Below are 24,306 nucleotides of genomic sequence, written 5' to 3' on the forward strand. Positions count from 1 at the left end.
CTGCGGCGAGGTCATACCCTGGGCGCATGACTTCCCCCGGCCGCCTCGCCCCCTCCGGTGTGCGCAGCGTGCCGGTGTGGACGGTGCTGTCCGGGGTGGCGCTGCTGGCCGGGGTGGCGGCAGTGGCACTGTCCGCCCTGTCGGTGGCGGATGCACTGACCGCGACGGGGCTGCCCGATCCCGGTCCCGTCACCACCTACGGCCTGCCGTTCGTGAGGGCGGTAGGGGAGATCGCCGCGGTCACGGCCACCGGCTTCTTCCTGTTCGCGGCCTTCATGGTGCCGCCGCAGAGCAGCGGGGTGCTCGACGCCGGCGGCTACCGCGCCCTGCGCACGGCGACGGTGGCCTCGGGGGTCTGGGCGGTCTGCGCGGCGCTGATGGTGCCGCTGACAGTGTCCGACGTCAGTGGTCAGCCGCTGTCGACACGACTGAGCCTGACCGACATCTGGGCGGTGGCCGGCCTCGTCGACATCGCGAGCGCGTGGCGCTGGACCGCGCTGTTCGCGGTCGCTGTGACGGTGGTGAGCGCTCCGGTGCTGCGGTGGTCGTGGACGCCGGTGCTGTTCGCGGGATCGCTGGTGACGCTGTTGCCGCTGGCCCTGACCGGGCACTCCGCGACCGGCGGTTCACACGACATCGCCACGAACAGCCTGCTCGTCCATCTCGTCGTCGGCGCGGTGTGGGCCGGTGGCCTACTGGCGCTGCTGGTCCACGCCCTCCGCGGTGCCGAACACGCGCACCTGGCGGCGCGGCGGTTCTCGGCGGTCGCGCTCTGGTGTTTCGTGGCGATGGCGCTCAGCGGGGTCATCAACGCGCTGGTCCGGGTCAGCCCGGGTGAGCTGCTGAACAGCCGGTACGGCCTGCTGATCGTGGCGAAGGTGGCGGCGCTGGGAGTGCTCGGCTTCCTGGGGTGGCGGCAGCGCCGCCGGGGCGTGGCGGCACTGCGGGACGATCCCGGCGGCCGCGGCCCGCTGATCCGGCTGGCGCTCGTCGAGGCGCTCGTCTTCGGTCTGACGTTCGGGGTGGCGGTCGCCCTGGGCCGGACGCCGCCCCCGCCGCCGCGCGACCTCAACCCGTCGATCCCCACCGTGGAGATCGGCTATGACCTCGCAGGGCCGCCCACGCTGGGCCGGGTGCTGTTCGACTGGCGCTTCGACCTGCTGTTCGGCACCGCGGCCATCGTGTTCGCGATCGTGTACCTGGTCGCCGTGCGCAAATTGAGGCGCCGCGGTGACGCGTGGCCGGTCGGCAGGATCGTGGCCTGGCTGCTCGGCTGCCTGGTGCTGCTGGTGGCGACGTCGTCGGGTATCGGCCGGTACATGCCCGCGATGTTCAGCATGCACATGGTCGCCCACATGCTGCTGTCGATGCTGGCGCCGATCCTGCTGGTGCTCGGCGCGCCGGTCACCCTGGCGTTGCGAGCCCTGCCGGCGGCCGGCCGCGGCGACCCGCCGGGCCCGCGGGAATGGCTGCTCGCCGCCCTGCATTCCCGGGTTTCTCGCGTGCTCACCAACCCCTTCGTCGCGACGGGCCTGTTCGTCGTCGGGTTCTACGGCCTGTACTTCGGCGGCATCTTCGACGCCGCCGTCGACAGCCACGGCGCCCACGTCGCGATGAACTTGCACTTCCTGCTCAGTGGCTACCTGTTCTACTGGGTCGTGATCGGGGTGGATCCGACGCCGCGGCCGATACCGCCGATCGCGAAGTTGGCGATGGTGTTCGCGTCGCTGCCGCTGCACGCGTTCTTCGGCGTGGTCCTGATGGGCACCAAGTCGGTGATCGGCGAGAGCTTCTACCGGTCCCTGCAGCTGGACTGGCACACCGACCTCCTCGGCGATCAGCGACTCGGGGGTGGGATCGCCTGGGCGGCAGGTGAAGTCCCGCTCGTCGTGGTCCTCATCGCGCTGTTCGTCCAGTGGCGCCGCAGCGATCAGCGCACCGCCAAGCGCCTCGACCGCGCGGCCGACCGTGACGACGACGCAGACCTTGCGGCCTACAACCGGATGCTGGCCGAACTGGCTCGCCGGGAATCGCAGCGCGGAGGCTAGCCTGCCGCGCCGCCGCGCACCGCGCCCGCGGCGACCGCGCCGGGCCAGCTGCCGTATCTGCTGATGTCGGCACCGGTGGCCGCGGCGGCCTCACAGCCGAACGCGGTTCGCCAACTGCCATCGTCGAATTCGACCTTGCCCAGCTGCATGGGGGCGGGCAGCGCCGCCAGGAAACGGCCGAGGGCTGCGGCCGACAGCAACCACCGGTGGCCGTACAGGGCGGTGCCGGGCAGGTCGTCGGGCACCCGGGTGATCGCCGGCTTCGGCGGCACGGTGGGCAGCACGGTCATCCGATATCGGGGCGCCGTCGTTGTTTCGCCGGCCCACCGGCCGCCGAGGTCGGTGAGCTGGTGGGTCAACGGCCCGCCCCGCAGATGCGCGCCGAAGACCACCAACTCGACGGGATCGGCGGTGCCGAGCGGCCACACCCGCTGCATTTCCTGCATGTTGGTCAGCGACGCCGCGATGTCCACGGCGACCGCATCGTCGAAGGCGCGGGCCACGACGGAGACGACCGACCCGTCGACGCGCACGGTGACCGAGCACAGGTCCCGGGGGAGGCCGGGGCCCGGCGCGGTGATGACGGCGTCCACCCCGTCGGGGACGGTGAGATGCTCCCGGGCGCCGAAATCCCCGTCGACGACGCGTGCGCCTGTACGCGACAATGCAGCGGTCACGGCACCGAGGGTGCGGGCGTCCAGGGCCACCCCGATCACCAGTTCGGGGGGTGCGGCGAACCGGACGTCGGCCGGCCATCGGCCGGGCGAATGGGCTGCCAGGACGGTCATGGCGGCGTCGGCCACGGCCAGGTCGGATGCGACGACGCTGAGGCGGGTTCGCAGCGCGGCGGCGGTAGGGGTGATGCAGACGGCCGTCGGGGGCGCGTCCGCCGTCACCGCGATGTCGGCATCGCCGTCGGCGACCACCTGGGCTGGCCGTGCGGAGACCCCGGTGAAGACGACCGCCCCGGCGTCCCTCATCGCTGTGACGGCCGCATCGTCGACGGCGTCGGCCACGGCGACCCGCAGGCCGGTCAGGGCAGCTGAAGCCGTCATGTCGATCAACCCCGTCATGGCGATCAACCTATGCGGCGCTCATCCCCAATGCGCAACTCATCCACAGCCCCCGCCGCCCCTGGCGGTACGGCGGCGGGGAATGTCGGCGGCGTCGCGGTGAATGGCGGTGTCACGACGGGTCACGTGGACTGCCTGGCCCGCTGCCGAGGAAACCAGAGAGAAGGAACCCCATGTTCGAGACACCCATCGCCGTAGTGGGCACCATCGTCACCAATCCCGAGCGCCGCTGGGTCGGCGATCAGGAACTGTTCAAGTTCCGCGTGGCCAGCAATTCGCGCAGGCGCACCGCGGACGGCACCTGGGAGCCGGGCAACACGCTGTACGCCACGGTGAACTGCTGGGGCCGCCTCGTCACCGGCGTGGGCGCCGGGCTCGGGAAGGGAGACGCCGTGATCGTTGTTGGCAATGTGTACACCAGCGAATACGAGGACCGCGACGGCAACCGCCGGTCTTCGCTGGAGATAAGGGCCACTGCGGTGGGACCGGACCTCGCACGGTGCATCGTCCGGATCGACAAGCGCAGACATCCTGAGGCCACACCTGATGCCGCCTCCGCCGATGGCGAGGTCGGCACCGAGCGCGACGTCGACGTCGACGTCGACGTCGAGATCGGTGACGGCCGGCCGGCACGCGACGAGGAGGGGCTGCCGCTGAGCGCGTAGCGGCGGGCGCCGCCGGCGAGGCCACGCCTAGTATGGGGCCCGACTATCGCGGAGATTCCCGATGATCCCGAGACCGCCCCGGGATCGAGAAAGGCGACATCACGGCTATGGCCGAATTCATCTACACGATGCGGAAGGTCCGCAAGGCGCACGGCGACAAGGTCATCCTTGACGACGTCACCCTGAACTTCCTTCCGGGCGCGAAGATCGGCGTCGTCGGTCCCAACGGGGCCGGCAAGTCGAGCGTCTTGCGGATCATGGCGGGGCTGGACCAGCCCAACAACGGCGATGCCTTCCTGAAGCCCGGCGCCAGTGTCGGCATCCTGCAACAGGAGCCCCAACTCGACGAGACCAAGACGGTTCGCGAGAACGTCGAGGACGGCGTCGCGATCAAAGGCAAGCTCAATCGGTACAACGAGGTCGCCGAGCTGATGGCGACCGATTACACCGACGAGCTGATGGACGAGATGGGCAAGCTCCAGGAAGAGCTGGACGCCGCCGACGCGTGGGACATCGACTCGCAGCTCGAACAGGCGATGGATGCGCTGCGCTGCCCGCCGCCCGACGACCCGGTGACGCACCTGTCCGGTGGTGAGCGGCGCCGCGTGGCGCTGTGCAAGCTGTTGCTGTCCAAGCCCGATCTGCTGTTGCTCGACGAGCCCACCAACCACCTCGACGCCGAGAGCGTGCTCTGGCTCGAGCAGCACCTGGCCGAGTACAAGGGCGCCATCCTGGCGGTCACCCACGACCGCTACTTCCTGGACAACGTCGCCGAGTGGATCCTCGAGCTCGACCGCGGCCGCGCATACCCCTACGAGGGCAACTACTCGACGTACCTGGAGAAGAAGGCGGAGCGCGTCGCCGTCCAGGGACGCAAGGACGTCAAGCTGCAGAAGCGGCTGCAGGAGGAACTCGCGTGGGTCCGGTCGGGCGCCAAGGCGAGGCAGGCGAAGAGCAAGGCGCGCCTCGGCCGGTACGAGGAGATGGCCGCCGAGGCCGAGAAGACCCGCAAGCTCGACTTCGAGGAGATTCAGATCCCGACCGGCCCGCGGCTGGGCAACGTGGTTGTCGAGGTCTCCCACCTCGACAAGGGCTTCGACGGCAGGCAGCTCATCAAGGACCTGTCCTTCACGCTTCCGCGCAACGGCATCGTCGGGGTCATCGGACCCAACGGCGTCGGCAAGACCACGCTGTTCAAGACCATCGTGGGTCTCGAGGAACCCGACAGCGGCACCGTCAAGGTCGGCGAGACGGTCAAGTTGAGCTACGTCGACCAGAACCGCGGCGGGATCGACCCCAAGAAGACGGTCTGGGAGGTCGTCTCCGACGGCCTGGACTTCATCGAGGTCGGTCAGAACGAGATGCCGTCGCGGGCCTATGTGTCGGCGTTCGGCTTCAAGGGCCCCGATCAGCAGAAGCCGGCAGGCGTGCTGTCCGGCGGCGAGCGCAACCGGCTGAACCTTGCGCTGACCCTCAAAGAGGGCGGCAACCTGATCCTGCTCGACGAGCCGACCAACGACCTGGACGTCGAAACGCTGAGCTCGCTGGAGAACGCGCTGGAGAAGTTCCCCGGCTGCGCGGTGGTCATCAGCCACGACCGCTGGTTCCTCGACCGCACCTGCACCCACATCCTGGCGTGGGAAGGCGACAACGACAACGAGGCCAAGTGGTTCTGGTTCGAGGGCAACTTCGGTGGCTACGAGGAGAACAAGGTGGAGCGGCTCGGTGCCGAAGCCGCCCGGCCCCACAGGGTGACCCATCGGAAGCTCACGCGGGGATAGTCTCGTCGTGCGGACCACGTAACCGGCGCCTGGCGGGCGGCGGCGACAGCCAACGGGGGCCGGTACGCAGGTGTGAGCTAGGAGCGGCGAATGTCGTTGAATCCGGGTGCCATTAGCGGCGCTGTCGGGCAGTCACCATCTTCCGAGGTCGTCGACCGGCTAGTGCCCGCGTATCTGGCGACCTACCGGGGACCCCAGGGCGGCGCCCCCGGCACGGAGGCTGCCGTCACGGGCCCGGTGCGGCCGCCGGGACCCGACAAGCTCGCCGGTTCGGCACTGGTCGCAGCGCAGTACCGGCTGGGCAGCCAGCGGTCCCCGGGCGCCACCCGCGTCGCGGTCTACGCCCCCGACGACCCCGCCGGCTGCGGTCCGGCCCTGCAGATCGTCACCGACAACGCGACGATGCTGATGGATTCGGTGACGGTGCTGTTGCACCGCATCGGGGTCGCCTACAAGGCGATCATGAACCCGGTGTTCCGGGTGCGGCGCGGCGCGGCGGGCGAGTTGCTGGAGATCGTGCCCGCACAGCAGGCGACGTTCGGTGACGGCATCGACGAAACCTGGGTGCACGTCCAGTTGTCGGGATCGGTGGACAAACGCGCGCTCGCCGAGGCCGAGAAGCTGTTGCCGCGGGTGCTGGCCGACGCCCGCCAGGTGGCGCTCGATTCCACCGCGATGGCCGCGACGCTGCGCGGGCTGGCCGCCGAACTCGACAGCGACAACGGCCGGCGCTTCCCCAGCCCGGACCGCAAGGACGTCGCGGCGCTGATGCGCTGGCTTGCCGACGGGCATTTCGTGCTGCTGGGCTACCAGCGCTGTCCTGTCCGCGACGGTGAAGCGACCGTCGACGCGTCCAGCCGCCTCGGCGTGCTCCGGCTGCGCCAGGATGTGCTGCCGCAGCTGACCACCAAGGACGAGCTGCTGGCGTTGGCGCAGGCCACAATTCCCAGCTTTCTGCGTTACGGCGCCTATCCGCAGATCGTGGTGGTTCGCGAACAGATGGCCGGCCAGAACGGCTCGGCCGCGGTGGAGCACCGGTTCGTCGGCCTGTTCACCGTCGCGGCGATGAACGCCAACGTGCTCGAGATCCCGCTGATCGCCCGCCGCGTCAACGACGCCCTCGCGATGGCCCACCGCGACCCGAGCCATCCCGGGCAGTTGCTGCTCGACATCATCCAGACCATCCCGCGTGCCGAGCTGTTCGCGTTGAGCGCCAGGGATCTTCTCGACATGGCGATGGCGGTCGTCGACCTGGGCTCGCGCCGCCGCACGCTGTTGTTCATGCGGGCCGACCCCCTCGCGCACTTCGTGTCGTGTCTGGTGTACCTGCCCCGCGACCGCTACACCACCGCCGTGCGGCTGGAGATGCAGGACATCCTCGTTCGTGAGCTCGGCGGGGAGAGCATCGACTACGCCGCAAGGGTCAGTGAATCACCTTGGGCTGTTGTCCATTTCACGGTTCTTCTGCCGGAGGGCTCGCGTCCGCAGGACGTCGATGTGTCCGAGGCCAACGAGTCGCGCCTGCAGGACCTGCTCACCGAGGCCGCCCGCACCTGGGCGGACCGGCTGCTCGGAGCGGTCAGGGCCGGGTCGATCGACCAGACCATCGCCGAGCACTACGCCACCGCGTTCCCCGAGGTCTACAAGCAGGCGATCACCCCGCAGCACGCCCTCGGCGACATCGCGATCATCGAAGAGCTGCAAGACGACTCGGTCAAGCTGGTGCTTGCCGACAGCGGTGACACCGCCGAGCATGGTGTCTGGCACCTCGTCTGGTACCTCGGCGGACGCTCGGCGTCGCTGAGCCAGCTGCTGCCGATGCTGCAGTCCATGGGTGTCGTGGTCCTCGAGGAGCGGCCGTTCACGGTGACCAGGCCCGACGGGCTACCGGTGTGGATCTACCAGTTCAAGGTCTCGCCCCACCGCGGTATCCCCGAGGCGCCGCCGGGACAACAGCGCGAGGCCACTGCGGAGCGCTTCGCCGACGCCGTGACCGCGATCTGGCACGGCAAGGCCGAAATCGACCGGTTCAACGAACTGGTGCTGCGCGCGGGACTGACCTGGCAGCAGGTCGCGGTGGTGCGCGCTTACGCGAAGTACCTGCGCCAGGCCGGTTTTCCCTACAGTCAGTCCCACATCGAGACAGTGCTCAACGACAACGGCGCCACCACCCGCTCCCTGGTCGCACTGTTCGAAGCACTGTTCCGCCCCGCCGACCAGGCCGAGGGTGCGGCGAACCGGGACGCGCAGGCGGCCGCCGCCGCCGTCTCCGCCGACATCGATGCCCTGGTCAGCCTCGACACCGACCGGGTACTGCGGGCGTTCGCCTCGATGATCCAGGCCACGCTGCGCACCAACTATTTCGTCACGAGTCAGGATTCCGCCCGGGCGCGAAACGTGTTCTCGTTCAAGCTCAATCCCGAACTGATCGACGAACTCCCGCTGCCCCGGCCAAAGTTCGAGATCTTCGTGTACTCCCCACGCGTCGAAGGCGTGCACCTGCGCTTCGGGTACGTGGCGCGCGGTGGCCTTCGCTGGTCGGATCGCCGCGAGGACTTCCGCACCGAGATCCTTGGCCTGGTCAAGGCGCAGGCGGTCAAGAACGCGGTGATCGTGCCCGTCGGCGCCAAGGGCGGTTTCGTCGTGAAGCAACCGCCTGCGCCCAGCGGTGACCCTGCCGCCGACCGCGACGCGACGCGGGAAGAGGGCGTGGCCTGCTACCGGCTGTTCATCGCCGGGCTTCTCGACGTCACCGACAACGTGGACAAGATCACCGGCGCCATCGTCAGGCCGGCGGAAGTGGTCCGTCGGGACGGTGACGACGCCTACCTCGTGGTCGCTGCGGACAAGGGCACCGCGACGTTCTCCGACATCGCCAACGATGTCGCCAAGTCCTACGGGTTCTGGCTTGGCGACGCGTTCGCCTCCGGCGGGTCGGTGGGCTACGACCACAAGGCGATGGGCATCACCGCCAAGGGTGCCTGGGAGTCGGTGAAGCGGCACTTCCGGGAGATGGGCGTCGACACCCAATCCGAGGACTTCACCGTCGTCGGCGTCGGTGATATGAGCGGCGACGTCTTCGGCAACGGAATGCTGCTCTCGCAACACATCCGGCTGCTCGCCGCATTCGATCACCGGCACATCTTCATCGACCCGAATCCCGACGCCGCGAGGTCGTGGCAGGAGCGCAAGCGGCTGTTCGACCTGCCGCGCTCCAGCTGGGAGGACTACGACCGCTCGCTGATCAGCGAGGGCGGCGGGGTGTACAGCCGCGAGCAGAAGTCCATTCCGATCAGCTCCGAAGCACGCGCCGCGCTGGGCATCGACGACGAAGTCACCGACCTGACACCGCCGGCGCTGATGAAAGCGATCCTCAAGGCGCCTGCCGATCTGCTGTTCAACGGCGGCATCGGGACGTACATCAAGGCCGAGGCCGAGGCGGACGCCAACGTGGGCGACCGAGCCAACGACGCGGTCAGGGTGAACGGCAACCAGGTGCGCGCCAAGGTGATCGGTGAGGGCGGCAACCTGGGTGTGACGTCGCTGGGGCGGATCGAATTCGACCTCGTCGGCGGGCGGGTCAACACCGACGCGATGGACAACTCCGCAGGGGTGGACTGCTCCGATCACGAGGTGAACATCAAGATCCTGATTGACTCCCTGGTCACGGCCGGCAAGGTCGACGCCGACGACCGGACCGACCTGCTGCTGTCGATGACCGACGAGGTCGGACGACTCGTGCTCGCCGACAACGAGAGTCAGAACGACCTGATGGGCACCAGCCGCGCCAACGCGGCCAGCGTGCTGTCAGTGCATTCCCGGATGATCAAGGCCTTCGTCGAGAACCGCGGGCTCAACCGCGAGCTGGAGGCGTTGCCGTCGGAGAAGGAGATTCGGCGTCGCAGGGAGGCCGGTATCGGTCTGACCTCGCCGGAGCTGGCCACCCTGATGGCGCACGTGAAGCTGGCGCTCAAGGACGATCTGCTGGCAGGCGACCTGCCCGACCAGGAGGTGTTCGCCGCGAGGCTGCCCACGTATTTCCCGTCAACGCTGCGCGAGCAGTTCAGCGCCGACATCCGGTCACACCAGCTGCGCCGGGAGATCGTCGCCACGATGTTGGTCAACGACCTCGTCGACACCGCGGGCATCTCGTATGCCTACCGCATCTCCGAGGACGTCGGTGTGTCCCCGATCGACGCGGTGCGCAGCTTCGCCGCCGCGGACGAGATCTTCGGGCTGGGGCGGGTATGGCGCGAGATCCGTGCCGCGGGCGCGGCCGGGGTGCCGGTGGCGGTGACCGACCGGATGACCCTTGACCTGCGGCGGCTCATCGACCGCGCGGGACGGTGGCTACTGAACTACCGTCCGCAGCCGCTGGCCGTCGGCGCCGAGATCAACCGGTTCGCCCAGAAGGTCGCCGCCCTGACCCCACGCATGCCCGAATGGTTGCGCGGGGACGACGAGGCGATCGTCGCGAACGAGGCGGGGGAGTTCACCGCGCACGGTGTGCCGCAGGAACTGGCGTACATGGTCGCTACCGGCCTGTACCAGTTCAGCCTGCTCGACATCATCGACATCGCCGACATCGTCGACCGCGATCCTGCGGAGGTCGCTGACGCGTACTTCGCGTTGATGGATCATCTCGGCACCGATGGGCTGCTCACCGCGGTGTCCCGGCTCTCCCGTGATGACCGGTGGCATTCGTTGGCGCGCTTGGCGATTCGTGACGACATCTACGGGTCGTTGCGGGCGCTGTGCTTCGACGTGCTCGCTGTGGGCGAGACCGACGAGAACGGCCAGGAGAAGATCGCCGAGTGGGAACTGACCAACAGCTCCCGCGTCAACCGCGCCCGCCGCACGCTGACCGAACTCTACGAGAGCGGCGAGCACGATCTGGCGACGCTGTCGGTGGCGGCCCGCCAGATCCGAAGCATGACCAGGACGAGTGGAACGGGATCAACCGGGTGACCGTGAGCGCAGCGTGACGAGTCAGCACGGGTTCACCGCGCCCGTACACGTGCGGTGGTCGGACATCGACATGTACCAGCACATCAACCACGCGACGATGGTGACGATCCTCGAAGAGGCCCGGATCCCTTTCCTTCGTGAGCCTTTCGGCGACGAGATCACCACGATCGGCCTGCTCATCGCCGAGGTCGACATCGCCTACAAGAAGCAGCTGATGTTGATCGATTCGCCGTTGCAGGTCACGATGTGGTCGAAGCGGGTCAGGGCCGTGGACTTCACGATCGGCTACGAGGTGCGGTCGGTCGGTGCGCCGCCAGACTCCAGGCCCGCGGTCATCGCCGACACGCAACTGGCGGCGGTTCACATCAAGGAGCAACGCCTGCAGCGGCTTTCGAGCAGCCAGCGACAGTACCTGCAACGCTGGACACGATGACGGGCACCGAGCGCGGGGTGTGGCTGGGCCCGCAAGACAGAGCCGCGCACCGCGAAGACCTGTCCAGGTTCACCGAGCGAGCGCAACGGCTGGACGAGGCGACCGTGGTGCGGCTGCGGGAACGCCAGGGCGGGATGATCGTCGCCTGGGTGGCCACGGGCTTCGACGTGTTGGCGAGCAGGGTGGTCGGCGGCCGCGTCCGGCCCGCGGACCTTTGTGCCGGTGCCGACGCGCTGCTGGCCGGGTTGGCGGCGATGGACAGCGAGGGGTACGTCGACCCGGGCTTCGGGATGGACTCGGCCTGGCGGGGCGTCCTGCCGCCCGACACCGGTTTCGTCCACCTCGACGATGTGCCCGCGCGCGTGGTGCTGGACCTGGCCCAGCGGGGAGTGAGTCTGGCCAAGGAGCATTCCAGCGCGCACGGCCCGCCTGCGTCACTCCTCGATCAGGAGGTCCTCGCCGTCACCGCGGCCGGGGACAGTGTCGGCATCCCGATGCGGTGCGTGTTCGCGTTGACGGCGATGGGTTTCCTGCCGCAGACACAGGCCGGAGACGAGTTCGCGCCGGAATCGGTCAGCGCCGACGAGGTGGTGCGGGTGCGGGTGTTGCCGTCCTGGCTGCGCATCGACGCGCGTTTCGGCACCGTCTACCGCCGCCGCGGCGACCCGGCCGTGGTGCTGCGCTGAGTCATCCAAATTCTCGCCGGAATTGCATTCCAGCAGCGAAACTTCGAGTGCGCGTCTGCCGGAATGCAATTCCGGCGAGGGGGTGCACCCTCAGAACGGCGAGTTGACCATCGAATCGGCCGCCATCTCCAGATAGGCGATCAGCTCCTGACGGTGCACGTCGTCGAGGGTCTCGGAGTCGATCTCGGCCACGGCGGTGTGCATGCAACGAAGCCACGCGTCGCGTTCGAGGTAGCCGATCCGGAACGGCGCGTGACGCATCCGCAGCCGTGGGTGGCCCCGTTGGTCGGAGTAGGTGCGCGGCCCGCCCCAGTACTGCTCGAGGAACATCCGCAGCCGCGCCTCGGCGGCCTCGAAGTCGTCCTCGGGATAGAGCGGACGTAGGATCTCGTCCTCGCGCACCAACTCGTAGAAGCGCCCCACCATGGTCTGGAACGTCGCGTGGCCGCCCACGACGTCATAGAACGACTGCGGCTTGTCCAGGGAGTCCTTCTCCGGGTCTTTTTCGGCGTCCATTTGCTCCCATTGTGGGCCATCGCCGCCGTAGACCGCACAGGCGGACCCTGGGCGCGAGGTCACGGCTTCGCATATTGGCTACGCTGCGCGTTTCGTCTTTCCGATGGTCTCGTCTGGTCACCACGAGGGCAGACGGTCACCCGATGTTCACCGACTGACCAGCGAACACCATCAGAATTGCCGTGCGATCTGGGGTGATCCATGGTGAACTGTCGTTCGGAGGACGTATGGCGCAGCGTAAGAACGGTCGCTCCCACCGGCACCCCCGGTCCGCGGCTGGCTCATCCGGGTCGACAACGAGCGCCGCCTCGCGCGCGCTGCACAGTGTCATCCAGGGCGTCGACACGCACTGCGGCGGCGCGGCGGATTCGTCGTTCTGGGGCCGCAGGCGGGTGCTCCTCCTCAATTCGACCTACGAACCTCTCACCGCGCTGCCGATGCGCCGCGCCGTGATCATGCTGATGTGCGGCAAGGCCGACGTCGTGCACGACGACCCCATGGGGCCGGTGATCCACTCGGCGAGCCGGACCGTCGTCGTTCCGTCGGTCATCCGGCTGCGGACATTCGTCCGGGTTCCCTACCGCGCCCGCGTCCCGATGACGAGGGCCGCGCTGATGCATCGTGACCGGTTCCGGTGCGCATACTGCGGGTCCAAGGCCGACACCGTCGACCACGTCATCCCGCGCAGCCGGGGAGGCGCACACTCGTGGGAGAACTGCGTCGCCGCCTGCTCGGCGTGCAACCACCGCAAGGCCGACCGGTTGCTGACCGAGCTGGGGTGGACGCTGCACGCCACGCCGCTGCCCCCCAAGGGACAGCACTGGCGGTTGCTCTCCAGCATCAAGGAGCTGGACCCCGCGTGGGTCAGATACCTGGGTGAGGGCGCGGCCTGACAGGCGCGTGCGTTACGGTTTCCCCGTGAACTCGACCGCACTGATTCACGCCAGCTTCGTGCTGGTGCCGCTGGCGCTGACGCTGTTTCTGGCCCTGTTCATCTTCACCAAGAAAGGGCCGCACCCAGCGACGTATGACATGTCGGAGACGTGGACGCACGAACCGATCCTGTGGGCCGCCGCAGAGCCGGCCGATCACGGTCACGGCGGCCACGGCGCGCACCTGACGGTGGGAGGTGGCGCAAGTGGCAAGTGGTGAGGTCAGTACCGTCGCGTCGACCGCTCTGACAGAGCTGCCCCACGGCTATGCAGTCACCTCCAGCGGCCGCGTCTCGGGTGTCACCGAGCCCGGCGAGCTGTCGGTGCACTATCCGTTCCCGATCAAGGACCTCGTGATCCTGGACAACGCGCTGAAGTACGGCTCGCGCGCTGCCCGCGCCCGGTTCGCGGTCTACATCGGAGACCTCGGTGCGGACCCCGCGGCCACCGCGCGCGAGATCCTGGCGAGGGTGCCCACGCCCGACAACGCGGTGCTGCTGGCCGTGTCGCCGAACCAGAAGGCCATCGAGGTGGTCTACGGCTCGGAGGTCAAGGGCCGCGGCATCGAGGCGTCCGCTCCGCTCGGGGTGTCCGCCGCAGCCGCGTCGTTCAAAGAGGGCAACCTGATCGACGGGTTGGTCAGCGGCATCCGGGTGCTGAGCGCCGGCGTCTCGCCCCGCTGACCCGACTCTTCATCTCGCCCGGTCCCGCCGCGGAATAGCGTCCTAGTCGTGATCGGCCCCTCGATCGCGACCGTGGATTCACTCCGGTGGCGGCGCGGTGGCCGAATTCGTGCACGGACCACCGTCTCTACGGCCTTAAGCTCGAACCTGGGTCGCAGAGAGGAGGATCGGGCTTTGGGCGTCGCGGACGCTTTCATGGCGGTATGGGCCAGGGCGCGTGCCACCCTCGGCGAGGGCGTTCCGCAGGACGGGTCCGCGTTTGATGAAAGCCCGACCCTGCTGCGGCTCCAGTCGCAGGTGCAGGCCGCCGCGCCGCAGGGTCGTTGGCAGGGGCCGTCCTCGGACGCATACGCATTCGTCAATGACCGCCACGCGGGTGCTCTCGGGGCAGCCGCGCTTCTTGACCGACGGCTGCGCTCTGAGATCGACCGGTCCGTTGCGGTCGTGACCGCGGGGCGGCGAGACCTCGATGACGTTCGTCAGTGGGTCGAGAACGCCGCGGCCGCGGTGCCGCGAACCCCGGAGGGCGAACGGGCGCTCTACCCGGTGATCAGCAGAGGCAGCGGTGAGGTTGCCGAGATCCTGCAGCGTTCCCAGGCGGATATGAACGCCATTGCCGGGCGCATTCAAGGAATCGGCGCCGAGTACCAGGCGCTTGGAAACGAATTCAAGCTCGGGAACGGCGACGGTGCGGCGCCCGGCGCTGAACCCGGCGAAGAACCCCAACTCGCTGTAGGCGACGAGAACGAGCCATGGACCTATCCGGTCGACCCGCCCCCACCGGTAAATTCCGCACCTGGTGGCGGTAGGTGGGAACTGGGTCAGGCCTACCCGCCAGGCCCGGGTGGTGGCCCGCCGATGGGGCCGATCCCGGTGCCGAAGCCCTGGCATCGCAGTATCGATCCGCCGGTGAGGGGAGGTGGTTCGGGCTTGGAGGATGTCGTTTCACCACCGTCCAACGGTGTCGGCGTGAGACCGCCGCTAGTCATGCAGGAGTCCTATGAGTTCCGGGTGACAGGCGAGGGATTCAGCAACGGTGACGGCCATCTCCGGTGGGTGCAGCGCGACGGCAGCTGGCATCAGGCCCAGTGGATCGACTACGACCTCGAGGCCAACCACCTGCAGCAGCTCACCGGCAACGTCTCTGTGCCGTTGGGAGACCACAGCTGGGAACCCATCGACATCAAGGACATTTACCACCTGCAGGTGGACAACCCACGTCTCACCCTCTACATCCCGGATCCGTCGGGCAGCGTGCTCGAACTCGACCCGAACCGGCCTGCGGTATCGGGGCCGCGATGATGAATTCCGCGGAGCCGCAGAGGTCACCCCGGGTGCGCTGGATGTGGATCGTGAGTGCCGCGGTTGTCACGGTGGCGGCCGTAGCGGCCGCCATATGGCTCATCGCCGAGCCAGCCTCCCCGCAGAGAAAAGCAGACTGCGCGGTCGTCGAAGATGCGGCCCGTGAATGGCAGGCATCGGTAGAAACCTTGATCCCGGCTCAGGGGGTTACGGGGCCGAGCGACAAGTTCGTTGACGAGCAGTACCTGAAGATGGCGGCGATGGTGCACACCGCGGCTGATTCGGTTTCGACCCCCGAGATCAAGCAGCACCTGAACGAGTGGGCCACTGCGGCAGATCGGCTCGCGTTGTCTCAACAAGATGGCCCCGGCCGCCCCGAGCCTCCCCGGACGCCCGAGGAGATGCTGAAGGTGTTCAGTCCGATCAACGACGCCGCCGTCGCTCTCGGCGAACTCTGCCCGAATATGCCCTCGGCGCAGCGGTGAGGATATCCCGGCCCGCGCGCTCGCCGAGACATGGGTGCTCGCGCGGAAGAAATGTCAGCCCGCGTCGAACTCCCTTGCCCGCAGCGAGCGTTCGACGCCGGCGCGGCCCTCGAGCACCAGCCTGCGCAGCGCTGGCGGCACCTCGGGATCGGCGAGGAAGCGGTCAGCGGCGTCGAGCGCGTCCTGGCTGATGTCCCACGACGGATACAGGCCGATGACGACGGTCTGCGCGACCTCGCTCGAACGCCGCTCCCACACCCCGGAGATGGCCTCGAAGTAGCGGTCCCGGAACGGCGCCAGCAGCTCACCCTGGCCGGGCCGGACGAAGCCGCCGATGATCGACCGCGCGGTGATGTTGGCCAACGTGTCGTCCTCGACCACCTGCTGCCACGCCGACTCCTTCACCGGCACCTGCGGCCGGGCCGCCGCGGCGGCCGCGGCCTGCCGGCGTCCCGCCGCGGTGGGGTCGTTCGCGGCCTCGGCGTCGATGAACGGCGTCTCCGTGCCGTCGGCGTCCAGGTTCCCGCCGGCGGCCAGCGCGGTCACGATGCGCCAGCGCAGGTCGGTGTCGATGACCAGCCCCGGCATGTTCACCGCCGCGGGTTCGTTGTCCAGCAGGGTCGACAGCACGGCGACATGGTTCGGGGAGAGCACCGAGGTGCACAGCGCGTTGACGAACGCCAACTGGTGGTCCGAGCCCGGTGCCGATTCGCGGGCCAGGTCCAGCAGCGCATCGCCGAAGGCAGGCCAGCCGTTCTCGGCCGCCCAACCGGGTTCGGCGTAGGAGCCCAGCGCGGTCTGCGCCTGCAGCACCAGGCGCTGTGCCACACCCACCTCCGACTCGGCGTGCAGGCCGCTCATCACCAGCGCGACGAAGTCGCGGGCGCGCAGCTCGGCGTCGCGGGTCATCTCCCACGCCGCGGACCACGCCAGGGTGCGGGGGAGCGGCTCGGCGATGTCGGCGATGCGGGTCAGCACCGTCTGCAGCGAATCGGGATCCAGCCGAAGCGAGCAGTAGGTCAGGTCGTCGTCGTTGACGAGGATCAGCTTGCCCCGTGAAACACCTTGCAGGGCAGCCACTTCGGTCGTCGTATCGTCGACGTCGAGCTCCTCGCGATGTACCCGAACGAGCTTTCCGGTCTCGTCCTCGTCGTAGATGCCCACCGCCAGCCGGTGCACCCGCGTCTCGCCCGCGCCCGGCTTGGCGCCGCCCTGATCAATCGCGAACCGGGTGAACGTGCCGTCGGCGGCCACGTCGAAATCCGGTCGCAGCGTGTTCAGTCCCGTGGTCTTGAGCCACTGCCGACCCCAACCCGACAGGTCGCGACCGGATGACTTCTCCAGCGCGCCGAGCAGGTCGCCGAAGGTCGCATTGGCGAACGCGTGGTCGCGGAAGTAGTCCCGCAGCCCGGCCAGGAACGCATCCAGGCCGACGTAGGCCACCAACTGCTTGAGCACACTGGCGCCCTTGGCATAGGTGATGCCGTCGAAGTTCACCTCCACGGCGTGCAGGTCCGGGATGTCGGCGGCCACCGGATGGGTGGACGGCAGCTGGTCCTGTCGGTAGGCCCACGACTTCTCGACGTTGGCGAACGTCGTCCACGCCTGTTTGTACTCGGTGGCCTCGGCCTGGCACAGCACCGAGGCGAACGTCGCGAAGGACTCGTTGAGCCACAGGTCGTCCCACCACTGCATGGTGACCAGGTCGCCGAACCACATGTGCGCCATCTCGTGCAGCACCGTCTCGGCGCGCCGCTCATACGAGTAGCGGGTCACCTTCGACCGGAAGACGTAGTCTTCCAAAAACGTCACCGCCCCGGCGTTCTCCATTGCGCCCGCATTGAACTCCGGCACGAACAGTTGGTCGTACTTGCCGAACGCGTACGGGGTGCCGAAATTGTCGTGGTAGAAGGCGAAACCCTGCTTGGTCTCGGTGAACAGCCGCTCGTCGTCCATGTACTCGGCCAGCGACTTGCGGCAGAAGATCCCCAGCGGGATGTCGCCGTGGTCGTCGGTGTAGACGTCGTCCCACCGCGCGTACGGCCCGGCGATCAGCGCCACCAGGTAGGTGCTCATGCGGGGGGTGGCCGCGAACGTGTGCCGCTTGGCGTCACCTATCGGCTGGGCGTCGACGGTGGCGCCGTTGGAGATGACCTCCCAGTGGGCGGGCGCGGTGACGATGATGTCGAAGGCCGCCTTGAGGTCTGGCTGGTCGAAGCACGCGAACATCCGCTTGGCGTCGGCGGTTTCGAACTGCGAGTACAGGTAGACCTCGTCGTCGACGGGGTCGACGAAGCGGTGCAGGCCCTCGCCGGTGTTGGAGTAGGAGCAGTCCGCGTCGACGACCAACACGTTGCGCGCCGCCAGTCCGGTCAGCGGGATGCCGGTGGCTTCGTCGTAGCCCGACACGTCGAGATCGATGCCGTTGAGGGTGGCGCCGCGGACGGTGGCCGCGGCGAGGTCGATGTAGGTGTCGGCGCCGGCGAGCGCGTCGAACTCGACGGTGGTCAGCAAGCGGAAGGTGCGCTCGCCGGGCTTGCCGTTGCCGTCGGTCAGGTCCAGTGCGATGTGATAGCTGTCCACCGTGATGAGGGCGGCGCGCTCGGCTGCCTGGTCGCGGGTCAGATTAGGAAGGGCCACGCTCGTCAACACTAAAGCACCCGGGAAGACATGGGGGGTGTCGTCGGTTGTGCCGTACGGACGTCTGTCGTGACCAACGTTGAGGAGAGGACCGCCATGTCCGAATTGACCGAGAAGTCCCGTGCCGATTTCTGGTTCGATCCGCTGTGCCCGTGGTGCTGGATCACGTCGCGGTGGATCCTCGAGGTGGAGACGGTCCGCGACATCGAGGTCAGCTTCCATGTGATGAGCCTCGCGGTGCTCAACGAGAGCAGGGATCTGCCCGAGGAGTACCAGGAGGCGATGAAGGCGGCGTGGGGCCCGGTGCGGGTGGCGATCGCCGCCGAGCAGGCTTCAGGGTTTGGGGGATCCGAGATCCTCGGGCCGCTGTACACGGCGATGGGCACCCGGATCCACAACAAGAACTATCAAGAATTCGACAAGGATTTCTCCGCCGTGATCAAGGAATCCCTCGACGAGGTCGGGTTGCCCGCCGAACTGGCCGAGGCGGCGACCTCCGAGGACTACGACGCAGCGTTGCGCGAAAGTCACCATGCCGGGATGGACGCGGTCGGCGAGGACGTCGGCACCCCGACGATCCACGTCGACGGGGTGGCGTTCTTCGGGCCGGTGCTCTCACGCATCCCGCGCGGCGAGGAAGCGGGCAAGTTGTGGGACGCCTCGGTGATCTTCGCGTCGTATCCACACTTCTGGGAGCTGAAGCGCACCCGCACCGAGTCGCCGACGTTCGACTGACGTATCCGCGCGATTGTTTCCGTGCGGTTTACTCCGGTTGCGAGTGGGCGCCGCCGGGGTGACGGTATTGCGATGACTGTCGCCGAGCCCACCACTGGCGGTCACCGCGGGTGTCGGCTGGTTCGCGACCAACAGCGTCAGCGGCGCCTTCGCGCTTTCCACGCTGTTCGGTTTCGGTCCGCTCGTGGCGCTGGTCGTCATCGTGCTGGCCCAGACGGCGTTGGCGTTCTTCGGGCACAACCTGGTGCAGGCCTTCGAGCGGTACTCCTTCCCGGTGCTGGCGGTCATCTTCATCGCGGCGTCGGTGGTGATCTTCGCCAACGCCGATGTCGGAAACGCCGCGCCTGCTGCCGGAGGCGTCGGCGGTATGGGCGGGTTCCTGCTCACCGTCGGCACGTCGTTCGGCTACGCGGCGGGCTGGACCCCCTACGCCGCGGACTTCGCCCGGTACCTACCCGCGAGCGTGTCGCCTGCGCGTACCGGGTTCTTCGCTGCCGCAGGGCTGTTCACCGCGTGTGTCGTCCTCGAGGTGGTCGGCGCAGCCTCGGTGACGACCGGGCAGGGATCGCTGGCCGACCCGACAGGTTCGTTCACCGCCGAGCTGGCCTCGCCGCTGGCGAAGGCGACGTTGCTGGCCATCGCGGTCGGTGCGATCGCCGCCAACGCGATCAACATCTACTCCGGCGCAATGGCATTCGTGACCATCGGCATCAAGTTGCCCCACCACGTCGCACGCGCCCTGGTGACGGTGTTCTTCGGGGTGGCCGGATTCCTGGTGGCGTGGTGGGCTTTGCCCGACGCCGCGCACAGTTACGAGTCGTTCCTGCTCATCATCGCCTACTGGGTGGGGCCGTGGCTGGGTGTGGTGTTCGCCGACCAGTACCTGCGCCGCGGACAGCAGGTCGGCCAGATTGGCCACCTGCTCTATGACCGGTCCTACGTCAACTGGGGTGGGCTGGCCGCGTTCCTCATCGGCCTGGTGGTGTCGGTGGGGCTGTTCGCCAACCAGGAGAAGCTCGTCGGGGGGGTCGCCGCCGCGGTGCCCGAGTTGGGGGACATCACGTTCTTTGCCGGTTTCCTGCTCGCCGGGGCCGCATACTTGGCTCTGTGTCGTTCCAAGATCGCAGCCGAGGAGGTATGAGAACACCACTGGAGATGCTCGATGTCGCCGTGGATGAAGCGCGAAAAGGGTTGTCCGAGGGCGGCATCCCGATCGGCGCTGCGCTGTTCTCCGCCGACGGCACGCTGCTGGGCAGTGGACACAACCGGCGGGTGCAGCTCGACGATCCGTCCATTCACGCCGAGACCGACGCATTCCGCAACGCCGGACGGCAGCGTGATTACCGGTCGACGGTCATGGTGACCACACTGTCGCCGTGCTGGTACTGCAGTGGCCTGGTCCGCCAGTTCAACATCGGCGCCGTCGTGATCGGGGAGAGCCAGACCTTCACCGGTGGGCACGACTGGCTGGCCGAGAACGGGGTATCGGTCACCATGCTCGACGACCAGCGCTGCGTGACGATGATGCGCGAGTTCATCGCGGCCAATCCGGGTCTATGGGCGGAGGACATCGGTGAATAGGGCTGACGGATGAGTGTCATCGAATGAATATGGTTGCCACCGTCGATCTTTCACGCTGGCGCCGGGGCGGCCGGGCAGCCGACGAGGTTGCCGTCAACGTCGACGCCGGGCTACAGCGCGCGGGGTTCATCCTGGTGCGTGGTCACGGTGTGGACCCGGCCCTGGCGCGCGGCGTCCGCGCCGCGGCCCGTGAGTTCTTCCTGCTGTCCGACGATGTCAAGGCCAGATACTCGGTGCCCGTCGGTGGGCACGGCTGGCTCGCACCCGGCGCCGAGGCCAACGCCTACGCCGAGGGCACCGAGACGCCACCGGACCTCAAGGAGAGTTTCAGCCTGGGCGCCGAGACCGCAACGGGTGACCCCGATGTCGACCGGATCTGGTTCGCCCCCAACGTGTGGCCGCTCGAGGTGCCCGCGCTGCAGCGGTTGGTCACCGAATACACCGCCCAGATGCGGTGGGTCGCCGACGAGCTGCTGGCGCTGTTCGCGCACGCGCTGGGCCTGTCCACGAATCCGTTCGCGGCGATGGCCAGCACGCCGACCTGGACGATGAACATCAACCACTACCCGCCCGTCAGCGTGGTGGGCGAACCGGAGGCCGGACAGTTCCGGATCGGGCCGCACACCGACTTCGGAACGGTGACCCTCCTGGACCGTGAACCCGGCGCGGGCGGTCTGCAGGTCTACTCCGAGGAGGCGGGCTGGGAGGACGCGCCGTATGACCCCGACGCGCTCACGGTCAACATCGGCGATCTGCTGGAGTACTGGAGCGGACGGCGCTGGCCGTCGGGCCGGCACCGGGTCCTGCCGCCGCAACCGCATGCTCCCGAAGAGGATCTGGTGTCGCTCATCTACTTCTACGAGGCCAACCACGACGCGGTCGTCACACCGCTCGCGCCGCCGGTCGGCAAGGTCTCCGGCCTGGTGCCCGTGACCACGGCCGCGTTCATCAAGGAGCGTCTCGACGCGATCACCGTGGCCTGAGCGGCGAATGTAGGGTATCCGCCATGCGCGTCTACCTCGGGGCCGATCACGCCGGATACGAGCTCAAGCAGGCCATCCTGGAGCATCTGAAGGGGGCCGGGCACGAGCCCGTCGACTGCGGTGCCTTCAGCTACGACGCCGAGGACGACTATCCCGCGTTCTGCATCGCCGCCGCGGAGAAGACGGTGGCCGACCCGGGCAGCCTGGGCATCGTGCTCGGTGGCTCCGGCAACGGCGAGCAGATCGCGGCCAACAAGGTCCCGGGAGCCCGCTGTGCGCTGGCCTGGAGCACCGAGACCGCAACGCTGGCCCGCGAGCACAACAACGCGCAAGTGATCGGCGTCGGTGGCCGCATGCACACCACCGAGGAGGCGCTGGCAATCGTCGACGCGTTCCTGGCCGCCGAGTGGTCGCAGGCCCCGCGCCACCAGCGCCGCATCGACATCCTCGCCGAGTACGAGCGCACCCACGTCGCACCGTCGGTGCCCGGCGCCTAGCACATGCCCGAAGGGCACACCCTGCACCGACTGGCCCGCCAGCACCAGCGTCGTTTCGGTCGCGCGCCGGTGGTGGTCTCCAGCCCGCAGGGGCGGTTCGAAGTGGGTGCCGCCGCGGTCAGCGGCCGGGTCCTGAAGAAGGCCACCGCCTGGGGCAAGCACCTGTTCCACCACTACGAGGGCGGTCGCGTGGTCCACGTGCACCTCGGGCTGTACGGAACGTTCACCGAGTCACCCGTCCCGCTGCCGTTGCCGGTCGGGCAGGTGCGGATGCGGATGCTGGGCGCCGACTACGGCACCGACCTGCGTGGCCCGACGGTCTGCGAGGTGATCGACGAACCCGAGATCGCCGACGTCGTCGCCAGGCTCGGCCCCGATCCGCTGCGCCCCGATGCCGACCCGGCGCTGGCATGGCGACGAATCTCGAAGTCCCGGAGGCCCATCGGTGCGTTGCTGATGGATCAGGGTGTCATCGCCGGAGTGGGCAACGTGTACCGCACCGAACTGCTCTACCGCCACCGGATCGACCCGTTTCGGCCGGGAACGGACATCAGCGCCGAGGAGTTCGACGCCCTGTGGACCGACCTCGTCGCGCTCATGAAGGTCGGCGTGCGGCGCGGCAAGATCGTCGCCGTGCGGCCTGAACACGATCACGGCCCGCCGGCGTACCGGCCGGGCCGGCCACGCACCTACGTGTACCGGCGGGCGAGCGAACCCTGCCGGGTCTGCGGGACGGGGATCCGCACCACCGTGCTGGAGGGCCGCAACCTGTTCTGGTGTCCCGCCTGCCAGACCTGAGCCGCGTTCAGGCTGCGCTGCGGGCGAGCAGTTCGCGTGCGGTGCGGCGCCAGCGCTGTGTCAGCGCGATGTGCCTAGAAGCCGCCGAAGTCGCCCCCGAAGTCGCCGCCGCCCCAGTCACCGCCGGAATCCCAACCGCCGGCGTCGCCACCGCCGTCGAATCCGCCGTCGCCACCGCCGTCGGCCTGGCCTTGGTCGAACCCGTCTTGGAAGCCGTCGCCGTAGCCTCCCTCAAATGCCTGTGAGTCGTAACCGACCCCGGCCATGCCGGTGAACAGCGTGCTGAACAGCAGTGCGGACCCCACGCCCCAGGCCCCCGCCACCAGTGCGGGCTTCCACCACGGTTCGGAGTACCAGCCGGCCGGTACGGGCCGCCCGGCGACGCGGCCGCCGGGGTAGTAGTTCGGGGTGCGCTCCGACGGCGCCGGGGACGCCTCGATCTCGCGTCCTTCGAACTGCACGCGACGGTCCTCGGTGACGGTGCCCGCCGTCCGCTGCCCCGACAGCGACTCGAGGTCCGGCCCCGGGTCCATGCCCATCGCGGTGCGCGCGGCCCGCACGTAGTACAGACCCTCCAACGCGCTCTCCTTGGCCAGTTCGGCCTGGCGCGGCGTGGTGGCCTGGTCGATCTGCGACGACGCGGCGGTGTAGCGCTCCGAGGCGTCGGCCAGCGCCTGCGTGGACGCGTCGTCGGTGCCCGAGAGCGCGAACACCTGACCGCCGAGCCGTTCGATGACGCGGCGGGCGTCGGCTTTCGCGTCGGCCAGCGAGGCGGCGGTGCGCTTGCCCGACGCCTTCGACGCCGCATACACGGCCAAGCCGATCGCGCCGACGACAAGGAGGATCAGGACGAGCAGTGCGCCTTCCATGCCTGTCAGCGTACCGACAGGAAGACGCCGGTCCCGGTCTCGAGTCGACGAGGCCCCGTCAGGCCGAAGCGCTGTCCGCGCGACCCCCACCCACAATTGACCGGAGTGTCAGACTTACCTACACTCGGATTCGCTGTTCAGGACAAGAGCACATCACATTGGAGATACAGATGACGATCGCCATTCTCGTTGCCGGGCTGATACTCAGCATGTTTGTCTTCATGGCGATGGACGAGAAGTCATACTGAACCCAGTGCGGCGAAGTTAGTTATCGAACTGAGATTTGCCAGATTTGCAGCAGCCTCGCATGTTTGCCAGCGGTCGCTGCGACGCGTGCTCCTGACGGTTCGATGACGGACTCTCAGACCACTTGCTGTTTGCGCCGGTAGAAGTTCTGCCATTCCCGGCGCCCGCGGTCCGCAGCCATGACAGCCATGACATCCATGGCCGGGCTCAGCTGGATCGGCGCAGCGCCGCCCGGGCGTGGGCGACGGTCTCGACACCGGCGACCGTGTGGGCCACGTCATCGACAGCGGTGTTCAACGGAGACGCTGCCGGTCCGGGGCGCGGCCGGCACCGAGCGCTGGTCGCGTCCCGGTCGCGGGTCGCCTGGTACGGAAATTCAAACGTG

The 24,306-nt window shown here is 68.4% G+C and carries 19 protein-coding genes and 2 pseudogenes; 17 read left to right on the forward strand and 4 right to left on the reverse strand.

Going from position 1 to position 24,306, the window contains the following annotated elements; all coding sequences use genetic code 11:
• The first annotated feature begins 26 nt into the window (after positions 1 to 26).
• Positions 27 to 2,048: a bifunctional copper resistance protein CopD/cytochrome c oxidase assembly protein gene (locus H7I57_RS11690; RefSeq protein WP_264023664.1), complete on the forward strand. Its 2,022-nt coding sequence runs from the start codon at positions 27 to 29 to the stop codon at positions 2,046 to 2,048.
• Here H7I57_RS11690 and H7I57_RS33965 read toward each other — a convergent pair.
• Positions 2,045 to 2,599 (reverse strand): annotated as a pseudogene (locus H7I57_RS33965) (allophanate hydrolase-related protein); the annotation flags it as partial. The gene H7I57_RS11690 and the pseudogene H7I57_RS33965 sit on opposite strands and share 4 nt — an antisense overlap.
• Before the next feature lie 695 nt (positions 2,600 to 3,294).
• Here H7I57_RS33965 and H7I57_RS11700 point away from each other — a divergent pair.
• The 5 genes from H7I57_RS11700 to H7I57_RS11720 all read left to right on the forward strand — a co-directional run bounded on the left by H7I57_RS11700 (position 3,295) and on the right by H7I57_RS11720 (position 11,654).
• Positions 3,295 to 3,786, forward strand: coding sequence for a single-stranded DNA-binding protein (locus H7I57_RS11700; RefSeq protein ID WP_264023665.1), 492 nt, complete (start codon positions 3,295 to 3,297; stop codon positions 3,784 to 3,786).
• 107 nt (positions 3,787 to 3,893) lie between these two features.
• The gene (ettA, locus tag H7I57_RS11705) at positions 3,894 to 5,567 is read left to right on the forward strand and encodes an energy-dependent translational throttle protein EttA (RefSeq protein WP_264023666.1); all 1,674 of its coding nucleotides are present in this window, start codon (positions 3,894 to 3,896) and stop codon (positions 5,565 to 5,567) included.
• Positions 5,568 to 5,657: 90 nt separating this feature from the next.
• Positions 5,658 to 10,535, forward strand: a complete 4,878-nt coding sequence (locus H7I57_RS11710) for an NAD-glutamate dehydrogenase (protein WP_264023667.1) — start codon at positions 5,658 to 5,660, stop codon at positions 10,533 to 10,535.
• A gap of 13 nt (positions 10,536 to 10,548) precedes the next feature.
• Positions 10,549 to 10,968 carry an acyl-CoA thioesterase gene (locus H7I57_RS11715; RefSeq protein ID WP_264023668.1) on the forward strand — a complete coding sequence of 140 codons (420 nt, stop codon included), beginning with the start codon at positions 10,549 to 10,551 and terminating at the stop codon, positions 10,966 to 10,968.
• A complete protein-coding gene (locus H7I57_RS11720; protein WP_264023669.1) occupies positions 10,965 to 11,654 on the forward strand; it encodes a DUF8185 domain-containing protein in 690 nt (229 codons plus the stop codon). The genes H7I57_RS11715 and H7I57_RS11720 overlap by 4 nt, the downstream gene beginning before the upstream one ends.
• A 90-nt stretch (positions 11,655 to 11,744) precedes the next feature.
• Here H7I57_RS11720 and H7I57_RS11725 read toward each other — a convergent pair whose 3' ends face one another.
• Complete coding sequence (locus tag H7I57_RS11725; RefSeq protein WP_264023670.1) at positions 11,745 to 12,170, reverse strand: globin; 426 nt, start codon at positions 12,168 to 12,170, stop codon at positions 11,745 to 11,747.
• Positions 12,171 to 12,397: 227 nt separating this feature from the next.
• On the opposite strand from H7I57_RS11725, the gene H7I57_RS11730 reads away from it, so the two are divergent.
• From H7I57_RS11730 to H7I57_RS11750, 5 genes are all read left to right on the forward strand, one after another.
• Positions 12,398 to 13,063 (forward strand): HNH endonuclease, encoded by a 666-nt coding sequence (locus H7I57_RS11730; protein ID WP_264023671.1) that lies wholly within the window; start codon positions 12,398 to 12,400, stop codon positions 13,061 to 13,063.
• Between the two features lie 25 nt (positions 13,064 to 13,088).
• Positions 13,089 to 13,322, forward strand: coding sequence for an aa3-type cytochrome oxidase subunit CtaJ (gene ctaJ, locus H7I57_RS11735; RefSeq protein WP_264023672.1), 234 nt, complete (start codon positions 13,089 to 13,091; stop codon positions 13,320 to 13,322).
• Complete coding sequence (locus H7I57_RS11740; protein WP_264023673.1) at positions 13,309 to 13,785, forward strand: DUF5130 domain-containing protein; 477 nt, start codon at positions 13,309 to 13,311, stop codon at positions 13,783 to 13,785. Before ctaJ ends, H7I57_RS11740 begins: the two co-directional genes overlap by 14 nt.
• A 174-nt stretch (positions 13,786 to 13,959) precedes the next feature.
• Positions 13,960 to 15,087, forward strand: a complete 1,128-nt coding sequence (locus H7I57_RS11745) for an EspA/EspE family type VII secretion system effector (protein ID WP_264023674.1) — start codon at positions 13,960 to 13,962, stop codon at positions 15,085 to 15,087.
• Between the two features lie 32 nt (positions 15,088 to 15,119).
• Complete coding sequence (locus H7I57_RS11750; protein ID WP_264023675.1) at positions 15,120 to 15,572, forward strand: hypothetical protein; 453 nt, start codon at positions 15,120 to 15,122, stop codon at positions 15,570 to 15,572.
• Positions 15,573 to 15,626: 54 nt separating this feature from the next.
• Here H7I57_RS11750 and pepN read toward each other — a convergent pair whose 3' ends face one another.
• Positions 15,627 to 18,212, reverse strand: a complete 2,586-nt coding sequence (pepN, locus tag H7I57_RS11755; protein WP_264023676.1) for an aminopeptidase N — start codon at positions 18,210 to 18,212, stop codon at positions 15,627 to 15,629.
• A gap of 105 nt (positions 18,213 to 18,317) precedes the next feature.
• On the opposite strand from pepN, the gene H7I57_RS11760 reads away from it, so the two are divergent.
• The 6 genes and pseudogenes from H7I57_RS11760 to H7I57_RS11785 all read left to right on the forward strand — a co-directional run bounded on the left by H7I57_RS11760 (position 18,318) and on the right by H7I57_RS11785 (position 22,806).
• Entirely contained in the window at positions 18,318 to 18,947 is a 630-nt protein-coding gene (locus H7I57_RS11760) for a mycothiol-dependent nitroreductase Rv2466c family protein (RefSeq protein ID WP_275081186.1), read from the forward strand.
• Between the two features lie 82 nt (positions 18,948 to 19,029).
• Positions 19,030 to 20,088: pseudogene (locus tag H7I57_RS11765) on the forward strand (purine-cytosine permease family protein); the annotation flags it as partial.
• Positions 20,085 to 20,528 (forward strand): nucleoside deaminase, encoded by a 444-nt coding sequence (locus H7I57_RS11770; protein ID WP_264023678.1) that lies wholly within the window; start codon positions 20,085 to 20,087, stop codon positions 20,526 to 20,528. The pseudogene H7I57_RS11765 and the gene H7I57_RS11770, both read left to right, overlap by 4 nt.
• A gap of 23 nt (positions 20,529 to 20,551) precedes the next feature.
• A complete protein-coding gene (locus H7I57_RS11775) occupies positions 20,552 to 21,511 on the forward strand; it encodes an isopenicillin N synthase family dioxygenase (RefSeq protein WP_264023679.1) in 960 nt (319 codons plus the stop codon).
• A 23-nt stretch (positions 21,512 to 21,534) separates the two neighbouring features.
• Entirely contained in the window at positions 21,535 to 22,008 is a 474-nt protein-coding gene (locus H7I57_RS11780; protein WP_264023680.1) for a ribose-5-phosphate isomerase, read from the forward strand.
• 3 nt (positions 22,009 to 22,011) lie between these two features.
• Positions 22,012 to 22,806 carry an Fpg/Nei family DNA glycosylase gene (locus tag H7I57_RS11785; protein ID WP_264023681.1) on the forward strand — a complete coding sequence of 265 codons (795 nt, stop codon included), beginning with the start codon at positions 22,012 to 22,014 and terminating at the stop codon, positions 22,804 to 22,806.
• 74 nt (positions 22,807 to 22,880) lie between these two features.
• Here H7I57_RS11785 and H7I57_RS11790 read toward each other — a convergent pair whose 3' ends face one another.
• Positions 22,881 to 23,675, reverse strand: coding sequence for a DUF1542 domain-containing protein (locus H7I57_RS11790; RefSeq protein ID WP_264023682.1), 795 nt, complete (start codon positions 23,673 to 23,675; stop codon positions 22,881 to 22,883).
• Between the last annotated feature and the right edge of the window lie 631 nt (positions 23,676 to 24,306).

This window comes from Mycolicibacterium pyrenivorans, assembly GCF_025821625.1.
GTDB lineage: Bacteria > Actinomycetota > Actinomycetes > Mycobacteriales > Mycobacteriaceae > Mycobacterium > Mycobacterium pyrenivorans.

Excerpts from the sequence above, each read along its gene's own strand:
- H7I57_RS11690 (WP_264023664.1), top strand. The coding sequence starts at position 27 with ATGACTTCCCCCGGCCGCCTCGCCCCCTCCGGTGTGCGCAGCGTGCCG.
- H7I57_RS11700 (WP_264023665.1), top strand. The coding sequence starts at position 3,295 with ATGTTCGAGACACCCATCGCCGTAGTGGGCACCATCGTCACCAATCCC.
- ettA (WP_264023666.1), top strand. The coding sequence starts at position 3,894 with ATGGCCGAATTCATCTACACGATGCGGAAGGTCCGCAAGGCGCACGGC.
- H7I57_RS11710 (WP_264023667.1), top strand. The coding sequence starts at position 5,658 with ATGTCGTTGAATCCGGGTGCCATTAGCGGCGCTGTCGGGCAGTCACCA.
- H7I57_RS11720 (WP_264023669.1), top strand. The coding sequence starts at position 10,965 with ATGACGGGCACCGAGCGCGGGGTGTGGCTGGGCCCGCAAGACAGAGCC.
- H7I57_RS11725 (WP_264023670.1), bottom strand. The coding sequence starts at position 12,170 with ATGGACGCCGAAAAAGACCCGGAGAAGGACTCCCTGGACAAGCCGCAG.
- H7I57_RS11730 (WP_264023671.1), top strand. The coding sequence starts at position 12,398 with ATGGCGCAGCGTAAGAACGGTCGCTCCCACCGGCACCCCCGGTCCGCG.
- H7I57_RS11770 (WP_264023678.1), top strand. The coding sequence starts at position 20,085 with ATGAGAACACCACTGGAGATGCTCGATGTCGCCGTGGATGAAGCGCGA.
- H7I57_RS11775 (WP_264023679.1), top strand. The coding sequence starts at position 20,552 with ATGAATATGGTTGCCACCGTCGATCTTTCACGCTGGCGCCGGGGCGGC.
- H7I57_RS11780 (WP_264023680.1), top strand. The coding sequence starts at position 21,535 with ATGCGCGTCTACCTCGGGGCCGATCACGCCGGATACGAGCTCAAGCAG.
- H7I57_RS11785 (WP_264023681.1), top strand. The coding sequence starts at position 22,012 with ATGCCCGAAGGGCACACCCTGCACCGACTGGCCCGCCAGCACCAGCGT.
- H7I57_RS11790 (WP_264023682.1), bottom strand. The coding sequence starts at position 23,675 with ATGGAAGGCGCACTGCTCGTCCTGATCCTCCTTGTCGTCGGCGCGATC.